This window comes from Agathobaculum butyriciproducens (genome assembly GCA_003096535.1).
GTDB lineage: Bacteria > Bacillota > Clostridia > Oscillospirales > Butyricicoccaceae > Agathobaculum > Agathobaculum butyriciproducens.
In genome coordinates, this window is record QEKJ01000001.1 from 480,234 (window position 1) to 492,292 (window position 12,059).

11 protein-coding genes and 1 other annotated feature are annotated in these 12,059 nt (G+C 52.9%); all 11 genes read right to left on the reverse strand.

Annotated features, from left to right (window positions below; translation table 11 throughout):
- Positions 1-108: 108 nt before the first annotated feature.
- The 11 genes from C7386_RS02230 to C7386_RS13640 all read right to left on the reverse strand — a co-directional run bounded on the left by C7386_RS02230 (position 109) and on the right by C7386_RS13640 (position 12,055).
- On the reverse strand, positions 109-1,002 hold the full coding sequence (locus C7386_RS02230) for a TIM barrel protein (protein ID WP_110435452.1): 894 nt from the start codon (positions 1,000-1,002) through the stop codon (positions 109-111).
- A 116-nt stretch (positions 1,003-1,118) separates the two neighbouring features.
- On the reverse strand, positions 1,119-2,246 hold the full coding sequence (locus C7386_RS02235; RefSeq protein WP_110435453.1) for a Gfo/Idh/MocA family protein: 1,128 nt from the start codon (positions 2,244-2,246) through the stop codon (positions 1,119-1,121).
- Positions 2,247-2,927: 681 nt separating this feature from the next.
- Positions 2,928-3,587, reverse strand: a complete 660-nt coding sequence (gene pgsA, locus C7386_RS02240) for a CDP-diacylglycerol--glycerol-3-phosphate 3-phosphatidyltransferase (RefSeq protein ID WP_110435454.1) — start codon at positions 3,585-3,587, stop codon at positions 2,928-2,930.
- Positions 3,588-3,593: 6 nt separating this feature from the next.
- Complete coding sequence (gene rimO / locus C7386_RS02245; RefSeq protein WP_116704747.1) at positions 3,594-4,928, reverse strand: 30S ribosomal protein S12 methylthiotransferase RimO; 1,335 nt, start codon at positions 4,926-4,928, stop codon at positions 3,594-3,596.
- A gap of 166 nt (positions 4,929-5,094) precedes the next feature.
- Positions 5,095-5,466 carry a 50S ribosomal protein L7/L12 gene (rplL, locus tag C7386_RS02250; protein WP_116704748.1) on the reverse strand — a complete coding sequence of 124 codons (372 nt, stop codon included), beginning with the start codon at positions 5,464-5,466 and terminating at the stop codon, positions 5,095-5,097.
- Between the two features lie 79 nt (positions 5,467-5,545).
- Positions 5,546-6,112, reverse strand: coding sequence for a 50S ribosomal protein L10 (gene rplJ / locus C7386_RS02255; protein ID WP_110435457.1), 567 nt, complete (start codon positions 6,110-6,112; stop codon positions 5,546-5,548).
- A gap of 10 nt (positions 6,113-6,122) precedes the next feature.
- Positions 6,123-6,290, reverse strand: a sequence feature (ribosomal protein L10 leader region).
- A gap of 51 nt (positions 6,291-6,341) precedes the next feature.
- Positions 6,342-6,719, reverse strand: coding sequence for a hypothetical protein (locus C7386_RS02260; protein ID WP_110435458.1), 378 nt, complete (start codon positions 6,717-6,719; stop codon positions 6,342-6,344).
- 83 nt (positions 6,720-6,802) lie between these two features.
- Positions 6,803-8,188 (reverse strand): citrate/2-methylcitrate synthase, encoded by a 1,386-nt coding sequence (locus C7386_RS02265; protein ID WP_110435459.1) that lies wholly within the window; start codon positions 8,186-8,188, stop codon positions 6,803-6,805.
- A gap of 342 nt (positions 8,189-8,530) precedes the next feature.
- Positions 8,531-9,946: a cysteine--tRNA ligase gene (gene cysS / locus C7386_RS02270; protein ID WP_110435460.1), complete on the reverse strand. Its 1,416-nt coding sequence runs from the start codon at positions 9,944-9,946 to the stop codon at positions 8,531-8,533.
- Between the two features lie 695 nt (positions 9,947-10,641).
- Positions 10,642-11,562 (reverse strand): FUSC family protein, encoded by a 921-nt coding sequence (locus tag C7386_RS02275; RefSeq protein ID WP_110435461.1) that lies wholly within the window; start codon positions 11,560-11,562, stop codon positions 10,642-10,644.
- A gap of 367 nt (positions 11,563-11,929) precedes the next feature.
- Complete coding sequence (locus C7386_RS13640) at positions 11,930-12,055, reverse strand: hypothetical protein (protein ID WP_275945114.1); 126 nt, start codon at positions 12,053-12,055, stop codon at positions 11,930-11,932.
- Positions 12,056-12,059: the final 4 nt, after the last annotated feature.

Below are 12,059 nucleotides of genomic sequence, written 5' to 3' on the forward strand. Positions count from 1 at the left end.
CCTCTTGATTTTCTGTTGGATGAAATTCAAGAGGGACCGGATAACAAAATAATGAAAACGGGAATAGTGTAGATGCGATTGTAAAATGGGTATGTGATTACTATTTCATTAGAAGCCTGCCTTGCGCAGGTTCTCACGACCGATGGTAGCCTTTTCGAGCGGTACGTCGAAGGACTTAACCGGGAACAGATCCTGCTCTACGACGCACCAGCCGTCGTAGCCGCACTCGTCGAGTGCCTTATGCATTGCAGTGAAGTCGATGCTGCCCTTGCCCGGCTCAACCATGATATCCTCGGTTACAGCCTTAGCGAAGGACCACTTGTTCTCGTCCATCTTAGCCTTAACAGCCAGATCGCAGTCTTTGAAGTGGATGTACGGGATGCGCTTTGCCCACTTCTTGTAGAAGGAGATCGGCTCGCCGCCGCCGTATACATGGTGGCCGGTGTCGAAGCACAGATCAACGTTGGTATCATTCAGGAAGCGCTCGATCTGCTCCTCGGTCTGAACGTGGCTGTCAACGTGCGGGTGGAACAGGCCAACAAAGCCGTTCGCAGCGCAGCGGTCAGCGCACTTCTGTACATTCTTGCAGTAGGTAGCCCACTCCTCGTCGGTCAGCTCCGGATTCATCTCCAGCTCGCCGGTAGCGAGGTTGGTGTACATCGGAGGCAGCAGAACGATATACTTAGCGGACGGGAAAGCCTTCAGCAGCTTGGAAATATCGTCGATATCCTTCAGCATACCCTCAACAGCAGCGTCGTCGAGGAAGTTGCCGCCCTCGGTAGCGCCTACCAGAGTCAGGCCGCGCGCATCCATAGCGTTCTTGAGAACCTTGGGATCGTCGTTCGGCATGTAGCCCCAGGGACCGATCTCGCAGCCCTCGTAGCCGGCAACCTTCATTTCGTCCAGGCAGCGCCACCACTGGGGCTGTTTTGCGTTGTTCGGATCGCTTGCCGGGAACCATACACCCCAGGAGTCCGGTGCAATACCAATCTTGATAGCCATAATTATATCCTCCCTGTCAAATTATTCAGGAAACTGTCAGCCTTTTCGGTCTCGGCGGGATCGCTCCCGCCGGAGACCGTTTCGGCATTATGTTTTAATTGATGTAAGCGGACAACTTACTTAACGTCAACCCACTCGTGAGTCTTGGAGGACTCGATAACAGCAGCTACGGTGCGGTCGATCTTGTAGCCGAACTCGAAGTCGGTTACATAGTCAGCGCCATTGGTGATAGCGTCGAACAGAGCGTGAACCTCGAGGATCTTCATGTCGTTGTAAGCGATGGAGATACCGCCTGCCGGCTGGAATGCGGAGTAGCCCTTCATCAGCGGGTTGAGCAGTACGGTGCGGAAGCCGCGGTCGCGCTCGTTGTCAGACTGGAAGTAAACCTGAACTTCGCCCATGCGCTCCAGATCGTAACGAACAGAACCCTTGGTGCCCTGAATCTCGTAGGTCAGGTAGTTCTTGCGGCCGGTAGCAACACGCGAGCAAGCGATCTGACCGATAGCGCCGTTAGCGTACTCAGCCATGAAGGTCATGATGTCCTCGTTCTCAACGTCAACCATCTCGGTGGAGCCTGCGGACTTCGGACGCTTCGGGAATACGGTGGTAGCAACTGCGTTTACCTTGGTGATGTCGCCCATGATGAACTGAGAGATGGACAGCAGGTGGGAACCGAGGTCGCCCAGAGCACCGCAGCCAGCCAGCTTGTTGATGTGGCGCCAGGTGATCGGGAGGGACTCGTCGAGCAGCTGGTCCTGATCGTAAGTGCCGGTGAAGCGCATGATCTTGCCGAGAGCGCCGGACTGAACGAGCTCACGAACGTAAGCATTTGCCGGGTTCTGGGTGTTGTTAAAGCCAACGTAGTTAACTACGCCCTTCTCGGCAGCCAGCTCAGCCAGCTCTCTGGACTCCTCAGCGGAGATGGACAGCGGCTTCTCGCAGTATACGTTCTTGCCGTTCTCCAGAGCAGCCTTAGCAACTACATAGTGGAAAGCGTTCGGGGTAGCGATATCAACCAGGTCTACGTTCGGGTCGGTAACTACATCGTGCCAGTCGGTGGAGATGCGCTTGAAGCCGATCTTCTTCTGTGCGGACTTTGCAGCCTCTTCGTTAGCGTCAGCTACGATCTCGAAGGATGCGGTGCCGTAGTCAGGACCAAACAGCATCTCAGCGTCAGCCAGTGCAGAGGAATGAGCCTTGCCCATCCAGCCGGAACCTACCAGACCAATACGGATTTCTTTCATGATAATTTCCTCCTTGACATTTAAATCTTAGACATACTCTTTTCACGATTTACCGGAAGTTTTTTTGTTTTGTTTTAACTTTCGGTGTTTTCGTTTGTTTGACTATATTATAGCTGCGGAAGAGTTATATCGCAATGCACTGTATAACTCTGTTCTATACAAAAATTACTCTTTTCATTCTGGCATTGTATGGATTGCACACATAAAAGCACAGACGTTTGAGCACCTTGCTGAATATCAATTTCATTCCGAAAAGCATCAAAAAACCGGCGGAAATTCTTACCCGATTTTATCGTGCGAATATGCCCGTGCACACATTTTGCGAAAATAAGAAAGGGAACTTTTCATGAGAAAACCCGCAGGATTTTCCGCATGCGAAGCGAACCGAACTTGCCTGCCCGGCAGGGGCACAAGAGGGTAGAAACCGCAGGTGTCTACCCTCTTGCCCCCCGCCGCGGGCGCGGCAACTCCCCACGCTGAGGTTCAGCGAAAAACGCCCCGCCCGTTCGGGCGAACCGCCTGCGCGCCTCGTGCCTCCGCACAATCGGTGCAGAAAAGAACTGCCGCCCGGATAGGGCGAACACGCTGACGCAGTTCGCGTACCCCAGATGGCCGGTGCAGAGCAAAACAAAAAGAGGCTCACTCTCGTGAACCTCTTCCGCAAATCGTATCAAATTGTACTTATTTTGCTTTCACTGCGCCGTCCTTGATCAAATCCCAGTTTTTCTTGAGATAATCATAGCCGGAGTAAATGGTAACCAGCGTTACCACCCAGCCGACAATGGTCAGCAGCAGCGGCATACCATCCGCATGAGGGATGAACATAACAGCGGTAACACCATCGCCGTCCGCGAAGGCGATACCGTTTGCCAGCGCACCCATGATGATATAATACAGATAAACGACGATGATACCGCCAATCTGCACACAGGTCTTGACCTTACCCGTCCACGTTGCGGCGAGCACGCGGCCCTTATTGGCTGCAACCACGCGCAGAGACGTGATGATCAGCTCACGCGCGAGGATAACGCAGACCATCCAGCCTGCCATCGCCTTCTGCTCTACGAACAGGATGAGCGCGGACGCTACGAGCAGCTTATCGGCCAGCGGATCGACAAATTTGCCGAAATCCGTCACCTGATTGTACTTTCGCGCCACATAGCCGTCCAGAAAATCCGTGAACGATGCCACGCAGAACAGCACGAGCGCGATGACCGTGCTGGTCGGGAACGCGGCGAGATACCGGGTCTCATCGATGATCAGCATGGGCTGCGCCGCAAAATAGATGAAAAACGGAATCATCGCAATGCGGGTCAGCGTGATTTTGTTTGCGGTTGTCATAGGAAATTATGCCTCCTTCTGACGGACACCGAGCAGGTCGGGTCCAAGGCTTTCAGTGATGAGAACGGACACAAACTCGCCTTCTGCCGGTTCGTTATCCGCCGCGTCAAAGTAGACGTGGCCGTCTACCTCGACCGAATCCGCGTAGGTACGGCCATACCACAGGTCCTGCTCCTCGTCAAAGCCCTCGCAGAGCACCTGCATGACCTCACCGTGGCGGGAGGTATTGTAGTCGTCGAGCACACCGGACTGCAGCTCTTCGACGATCAGACGGCGGTTCTGCTTGGTCTCGTCGTCGATCTGGTCGGGCAGCTCTGCAGCCTCCGTGCCTTCCTCCGGCGAATACTCGAACACACCGACACGCTCAATGCCGACATTCTGCAGGAACTCACACAGCTCGGCAAACTCGTCCTCGGTCTCGCCCGGCAGACCGACGATCAGGCTTGTACGCAGTACAAGACCCGGAATACGCTCGCGCATATCCTCGATCAGCCTGGTAAATTCCGCGCCGTCACCCGGACGGTGCATGGCACGCAGAATGCGCTTAGAGACATGCTGCAGCGGAATATCCAGATACTTTACGATTTTCGGCTCATCCGCAATCACGTCGATCAGCTCGTCCGTAATCTGGTCGGGATAGAGATAGTGCAGACGAATCCAGGTAAAGTCCATCTTGCACAGCTCGCGGAGCAGCTCGGGCAGCAGACGCTTGTGCTCGGGCAGGTCCATACCGTACTTGGTGATGTCCTGCGCGATGACGATCAGCTCCTTAACGCCTGCGTCAGAGAGCGCACGCGCTTCCTCGAGCAGCGATGCCATCTCACGGCTGCGGTAACGGCCGCGCAGCTTGGGGATGATACAGTACGCGCAGGTGTTCGAGCAGCCCTCCGCAATCTTAAAGTATGCGGTGTACGAGGGTGTCAGGCGGTCACGGCTGCCGTCGAGTGCAGCAGAGGTCATATCAGCCATGTACGCCGCCTGCTGCCCCTTGAGCGCCGCATTGGCCGCGTCCACGATGTCATCATAGCTGCCCGTTCCGCAGAATACGTCGATCTCGGGCAGCTCAGCGCGCATCTCGTCAGCATAGCGCTGCACCAGACAGCCGGTCACGACCAGACCCTTCATATTGCCGGTCTGCTTGTTCTGGGCGGTCTCCAGAATGGTTTCGATAGCCTCGGTCTTAGCGGCTTCGATGAAGCCGCAGGTGTTGACAACGCCAACGTCTGCTTCGGTCATATCCTCGGTGATCTCCCAGCCTGCGTCCCGCAGCCGGGCCAGCATGTGCTCGCTGTCCACGAGGTTTTTCGCGCAGCCGAGCGAAATAAGTCCTAATTTCGGCATGAGATTCTCCTTCTTGTCCACATTATTATTCTATTTTATTATACCGCACAATTTCGGGTTTGTCACCACTGACTGACGGAAAATTTGGCATAGAAAAAGACGCAGAGCAAACACTCTGCGTCTTTGGAATTGCTTGATTGCAAGCAGTTGGTTCGGTAAGGAAACCTTACTTCAGCTCAACCTTAGCGCCAGCAGCCTCGAGCTTCTCCTTGATCTCGTTAGCCTCAGCCTCCGGAGCAGCCTCCTTGATGGTCTGCGGAGCGGTGTCAACCTTCTCCTTAGCTTCCTTCAGGCCCAGGCCGGTGATCTCGCGAACAGCCTTGATAACGTTGATCTTGGAAGAGCCAGCGTCAACCAGAACTACGTCGAAGTCGGTCTTAGCGTCAGCAGCAGCTGCGCCGTCGCCGCCTGCTACAGCACCTGCAACAGCTACCGGCGTAGCGGATACACCAAATTCTTCCTCGAGAGCCTTTACCAGCTCAGAGAGCTCCATAACCTTGAGCTCTTTTACAGCTTCCATAATCTCAGCAACAGTCATGGGATTAAACCTCCAATTTTAGATAATTTTTAAGTTAAAATGTGTTCCTGACCGAATAAATCAGTCAGTGCGGGGGAAATTACTCAGCAGCTTCTTCTGCTGCAGCTTCCTTCGGGGCTACCAGTTCAGCAACCTTCATTTCCTCATTGCCCTCTGCCTTCTTAACGATAGCATCGCAAGCAATAGCGAGCTGCATAATGGGGTAGTTGAAGCTGTACAGTACCTGAGCGATAAGGGTTTCCTTGCTCGGCATAGCAGCCAGCTTCTTGACCTCGTCCTCACCGATGGCCTTACCTTCCAGGTAACCAGCCTTCAGGGTGAAGTTCTCGTGGGTCTTAGCAAAGTCAGCCAGGATCTTCGCCGGAGCGACAACGTCGTCGGTGGTGGAGATTGCCAGAGCGGTGGTACCGTGCAGGCACGCATCCAGCTCGTCAAAACCCAGTTCCTTAGCTGCAAAGCGGATCAGAGTGTTCTTGATGACAGCATACTCAACGCCAGCTTCACGGAGCTGCTTGCGGAGCTTGGTATCATCCTCTACGTTGATGCCCTTGTAGTCGACCAGTACACCTGCCGGAGAATTCTTGATCTTCTCTACCAGGGAAGCGACCAGAGCCTTCTTCTCTTCCAGAATCTTTGCGTTCGGCATCATTTTCACCTCCTGTAAAATAAAAGTACCCTCCCGGTGCAAAGACACAGGGAGGGTACACAGAAAACATAATCAAATATGATAACAAACATGTCTGTGTTGACCTCGGCGGGCGGCGAACAAATCGCCATTTAAGCCTTGCGGCGCCAGCTGTCTTTGACCAAGCTCATTTAGTATAACGCATATAAAGCGGGTTGTCAACACTTTTTTCAAAAATTTTTATTAAATATCATTCCTTCAGGATTAGAGGTGCAGTGCCGGCTTTTGATACCCTCTGTTCCGTGGTATTCTCTGCGATATGACCATTGTTTTCAACTGTAATGGTAAATTCATCACCGCACATAAGCCATTCAACGGGATCGTCCGATACATATTCCTCCGGAGACGCAGCACTGGCCAGTGAAATAATATGAGATTCAAAGGAATGTTCCCCGATAGTCACCGAAACGCTTTCCTGTTTAACGAATTTGGCATACAGCGATCTGACGTGCTCCTTGAATATCGGATTCACTTCCGCATCCGACTTGAAATATAGGATGATACGGTTTTCTTTATAAGATACCTGCGCATCTGTTAATAGGATATCTGCTAAGCTGAGCATTCCCATATAATTATCCTCTGCACAATATAAATAGAGCGGAGAGCACTATACCCTCCACTCCAATTACTAACTGCTAATTTAATTAAAAATCAGTCGTTGATCGGACCGTCATTCCGCTCATCAATATTAACGTACTCGATATTCTTCGCAACAGGCTTATACGCCGGACGGATGATCTTACCGCCGGTGGTAACTTCCTCAAGGCGGTGTGCCATCCAGCCGACGATACGCGCGGTAGCGAACAGCGGCGTATACAGCGACTTGGGCAGTCCGAGCATTTTGTAAACAAAGCCGGAATACATATCGACGTTTGCGCACATCGGCTTGTCGCTGCCCTTGATTTCGGCAAAGACACCCGGCGTCAGCTTTTCTACCAGCTCGATCAAATCCATCTCGTCCGAATAGCCGGTCTTTTCCGCCAGCGGACGAGCAGCCTTTTTCAGTGCAACGGCACGCGGGTCGCTCAAGGTGTAAATTGCATGACCCATGCCGTAGATCAGGCCGGAGCCGTCGCCTGCTTCCTTATTCAGAATCTTGCGCAGATAATTGCCGACCTCGGTCTCGTCCTTCCAGTTGTGGATATTCTCCTTCATCTCCTCAAACTGCTTGACGACGCGCAGGTTTGCACCGCCGTGGCGCGGGCCCTTCAGCGAGGAAACCGCAGCCGCGATCGCCGAATAGGTATCCGTACCGGACGAAGAAGTAACACGCACGGTGAAAGACGAGTTGTTACCGCCGCCATGCTCGGCGTGCAGGATCAGACAGCGGTCGAGCAGCTTAGCCTCGTCATCGTTGAATTCGCCGGTCGGACGGATGAGGTGCAGAATATTCTCTGCAGTCGAACGGTTCGGATCCGGCACATGCAGGAACATGGAATCATTATCAAAGTAGCGGCGTTTTGCCTGATACGCATGCGAAATGATAACCGGGAACTTGGCCATCAGGCTGATGCCCTGACGCATAATGTTCTCGACCGTGGTTTCATCCGGGTTCGCATCATAGGAATACAGTGCCAGCGTTGCGCTTGCCAGCTTGTTCATGATGTCGCGGCTCGGCGCACGCATGATCATATCCTCGGTGAAGTTGTCCGGCAGGGCACGCTCCAGACCGATGGTGTGCTGAAATTCCGCCAGCTGACGGCGGCTCGGCAGCTTGCCGCACATAAGCAGATAACCGATCTCCTCAAAGCCGAAGCGGTTTTCCTGCTCCAGACCGTGAATCAGATCGTATACATTATATCCTCGATAGGTCAGGCGGCCTTCGATCGGCTCGCGCTCGCCCTCGTTCAGAATATAGCCGTGTACGTTGCCCAGATGCGATGCGCCGACCAGAACACCGGTACCGTCTGCGTTACGCAAGCCGCGCTTGATGCGGTAGCGCGTAAACAGATCAGGTGGGAGCTGGTTGTGCATACGAAAGCTCTCACTCAGTTCATGCAAAAGTTCTTCCTTTACATAATCAGGCTGAATCGTCATTCCGCCTTCTCCTTTCCGTCCCAATAAATCAGATAATGAATATATTGTACCGCAATCCTGCAAAAATGTCAATCAACGACACTTGTATAAACCGACAAAAACCGCTTTTTCGCAGGTTTTCCGCTTGTTCATCCTGATATCACGCAAGTTTTTTGTGCGCGGCGTGCAAAGATTTTATCAATTTGAAGCGAAAAAGTCACCAGTAGCGTTCCTTAGTACCGGTTGACCGACACATGCGGGCTGCGTCAGCAAGATGCCCTGCCAGTGCAGAAAATACGCAAAAAGTCCCCTATTCGCACACGAACAGAGGACTTTCTCTATCAAATAGTCGGGATTCACAATTTAATTGCGGCTCCACTGCGTGCCCTGGCGGGTATCCTTAATGGTAACGCCCATATCAGCCAGTACACCGCGGATACGGTCTGCCTCAGCGAAGTTCTTCTCCTTCTTGGCTGCGGCGCGCTGCGCGATCAGCTCCTCGATCTTCTCTGCGTCCGGATCAACCGCTTCGTCACGGTTCTGCACCAGATTGAGCACGCCGGTCAGCTCCATGAACAGATCATGCGCTGCGGTCAGGAATGCCTTGGTTGCGTCCTGATGCGAGCCGTTGTACGCATTGATCTCACGGGTCAGCTCGAAGATAGCGGACAGTGCGTCTGCGGTGTTCAGGTCGTCGTCCATTGCATCGATGAACTTCTGCTTGTAGCCCTTCAGAGCCTCCAGCTTCTCGGTCTCCTCAGCGGTCATGGTGTCGCCGGATGCCTTTTCGATGCGGAACTCCATATTATTGCGGGCCTCGTACAGACGGGCAAGAGATGCCTTGTTCATCTCAAGCGACTCAGCAGAGTAGTTAAGCGGCGTGCGGTAGTGCGCGCTCAGCATAAACATGCGGATGGTCTCATAGCCGAACTGCTTGGCGGCATCGCGCACCATGAAGAAGTTGCCCTTGGACTTGGACATTTTCTCATTGTCGATGGTCAGGAAGCCGTTGTGCAGCCAGTAATGCGCGAAGGTGCAGCCGTTTGCACACTCGGACTGTGCGATCTCGTTCTCGTGATGCGGGAAAATCAGATCAAGACCGCCGGAATGGATGTCGATGGTCTTGCCGAGGTACTTGTTCGCCATAGCCGAGCACTCAATGTGCCAGCCCGGACGGCCCTTGCTGCCCCACGGCGTATCCCAAGCCGGCTCGCCCGGCTTTGCAGCCTTCCAGACCGCGAAGTCCATCGGGTCTTCCTTTACCTCGCCGACAGAAATGCGGGCACCGGCCTGCAGCTCCTCCATCGGCTGATGGCACAGCTTGCCGTACTCCGGGAAGGACTTGGTGCGGAAGTAAACGTCACCGTTCTCAGCAACGTAAGCGTGGCCGTTCTCGATCAGGCGCTCAACAATGTCGATGATCGCGTCCATGGTCTCGGTTGCACGCGGGTGCACGGTCGCCTTCTTGACGCCCAGACCCTGTGCATCAACAAAGTATTCCTTAATATAACGCTCGGCGATGGTGTTGAAGTCCACGCCTTCCTCGTTCGCCTTGTTGATTACCTTGTCGTCAATGTCAGTGAAGTTCTGCACGAACTCAACCTTGTAGCCGCGGTACTCGAAGTAACGGCGCAGCAGATCGAAAATGATGAACGGACGTGCGTTGCCGACATGGAAGTAGTTGTACACCGTCGGGCCGCAGGAATACATCTTTACCTCGCCCGGCGTGATCGGAACGAATTCCTCCTTCTGACGGGTCAGCGTGTTGTAGAGTTTCATGATTTTTATCTCCTTTTGATGGTTTTCAGGAAAGCTATGCGGAGTTTCGGGAATAAAAAAGCCTCCCAGGGGATATTCTTCCCTCGGGAGGCGTACAAACGCGGTTCCACTCCGATTTTTCGCTCGTGCAGTGCGGTAACGGGCACTTCCCGCAAGGCGTTTGACCCTGTTGCTCGGCAGGCGCACTTCACCGTTTCCCGCGCAAAGCCCTTTCAGCCGAGGAGCCTCTCTCTTTCGCGCAAGGCGAGCCGGTTACTTTTCCTGCGTCATCGCATAAATAACGATTATAATGGTTCTATTATAACCATTTTGTGAGGAGAAGTCAAGCCGACCGGTGCAGAAGGCGTTTTGACCTGTTCACCTATATAGACAAAGTTCGACAATTCATGCTATAATGAACTCGTGGAATGCTTGTCATTCCACAGGACGCTGTTGCAACGGCGGTCAGCCCTTCTCCCTCCCCACAGTCTGTGGGTGAAAGGAGGTGAGCGCAGATGAAGAGGAAAGCACTCCAGCTTTTTATTTGTGCGGTCATCGTACTGTACATCTTCTTTATAAAAGCGCGATGACCGTCCGGCGGCCACCGAACGGTCATCAAAAAAGTTGACCAAGTAAAGGGCTGACTGCTAAAACAGCGTCCTTTTTGTACCTTTATTATACGCGCCTGACCGCTCATTTGTCAAGGCATACTCGTCTTACACATGATGAAACGCGGTCAGAAAATCATACGCATCGAGCAGATTGCCGATATGGAAATCCATCACCTGCGCATCCACCGGCGAGCACCGGCAGTAATCCTTGAGGTTTTCCGGTGCGGTAAGGCCGTGCGCGGTCAGCCGCTCTATGCTTTTCTCACCCGGTGCCGGATTGGAATCCATATTGCACAGCGCCGCCAGCTCACCGCACATTTTAGCAAGCAGCTGCTCACAGCCGCGCAGATAAGCCGCCTCCTGCCGTCGGGCCGCCACGCGGACTGCATGCTGCCACAGCGCTACCGGCTGCTTCTCGAAAATACGCAGCTCGGACGCAAGCGCGGTCATTCTCTCGGTCAGCGGCGTCAGATCCGGATAACGATGCTCGAGCACGCGCGACTGCAGCAGCGGCAGAAACATTTTCTGAATCTCGTTCATCATATTGATGATCTTCTGACGGTTGTTATACGGCCGGATTACCACATTGACGAGCAGCGCCACGACCAGACCGACCAGTGTATCGGTAAATCGGTGGAAGCCGTACACAATTGAATCTCCGCCGGTATACAGGCACACATCCGCAAACACAATGCTCGCCAGCGGAATCGCAAAATTCAGCTTGAGACCGATACACAGTGAAATCACACACAGCACGCCGAGCGCCATCCACACGAAAAACGTTGGATTGGGCAGCACGGTAACAAACACACATGCAATCAGATAGCCGAGAAATGTACCCGCTATCTGATTAAGGCTCTCCTTGAGTGAATCCACCCAGGTACGGCTCATCACCGAGATTGCACCAATAGCTGCAAAAATAGGCAGGCTGGAACCCAGCACCATCGCCAGTGCAAGCGCCAGACCGACTGATATCGCAGTCTTGATGGCGCGCTGGCCTACCCGAAACCGTTTGATAAACTGCAACGTCCTATCCCCTTTATCCCTGAATACCGTATGTTTTTAAGTGTACCACATTCTATCGGTAAAAGCCAACACAATCCTGTCACACAAAGAAAAAGGCCTCCCGGCCATCTGTTCCGGGAAGCCTTTATAAATTCGGTTTGATTACCGCTTACTTAGCAGTGCGCTCAGCCTTGCGAGCCTTAGCGAAAGAACGGCTGCTATCCAGCTCCATCATGCGTGCGCTTACCAGACCATTAAAGAAATCCTTCATCATGATATATACAACTCCTTAAAAGTTAATGACTAAATTACGTTTTTGTGTTTGGATCATTTCCTGATCACAGGTATTATAATACACGATAACCGGCTCTGTTACAAGAGCCATATTTTATGAACCTTCACCAATTGAAGCACAATCTTTTTGTGCATATTTAACAGTATCTGTTTGCGAAGTGTACAAATCAAACCATTTCAGCTTGTGCGCTTTACATAACAAAGCTGGCAAATTATCCAAATCG

What these genes read in the sequence shown, in the direction of transcription:
- C7386_RS02230 (WP_110435452.1), bottom strand. Translation starts at nt 1,002, where the DNA reads ATGGCTATCAAGATTGGTATTGCACCGGACTCCTGGGGTGTATGGTTC.
- C7386_RS02235 (WP_110435453.1), bottom strand. Translation starts at nt 2,246, where the DNA reads ATGAAAGAAATCCGTATTGGTCTGGTAGGTTCCGGCTGGATGGGCAAG.
- pgsA (WP_110435454.1), bottom strand. Translation starts at nt 3,587, where the DNA reads ATGACAACCGCAAACAAAATCACGCTGACCCGCATTGCGATGATTCCG.
- rimO (WP_116704747.1), bottom strand. Translation starts at nt 4,928, where the DNA reads ATGCCGAAATTAGGACTTATTTCGCTCGGCTGCGCGAAAAACCTCGTG.
- rplL (WP_116704748.1), bottom strand. Translation starts at nt 5,466, where the DNA reads ATGACTGTTGCTGAGATTATGGAAGCTGTAAAAGAGCTCAAGGTTATG.
- rplJ (WP_110435457.1), bottom strand. Translation starts at nt 6,112, where the DNA reads ATGCCGAACGCAAAGATTCTGGAAGAGAAGAAGGCTCTGGTCGCTTCC.
- C7386_RS02260 (WP_110435458.1), bottom strand. Translation starts at nt 6,719, where the DNA reads ATGGGAATGCTCAGCTTAGCAGATATCCTATTAACAGATGCGCAGGTA.
- C7386_RS02265 (WP_110435459.1), bottom strand. Translation starts at nt 8,188, where the DNA reads ATGACGATTCAGCCTGATTATGTAAAGGAAGAACTTTTGCATGAACTG.
- cysS (WP_110435460.1), bottom strand. Translation starts at nt 9,946, where the DNA reads ATGAAACTCTACAACACGCTGACCCGTCAGAAGGAGGAATTCGTTCCG.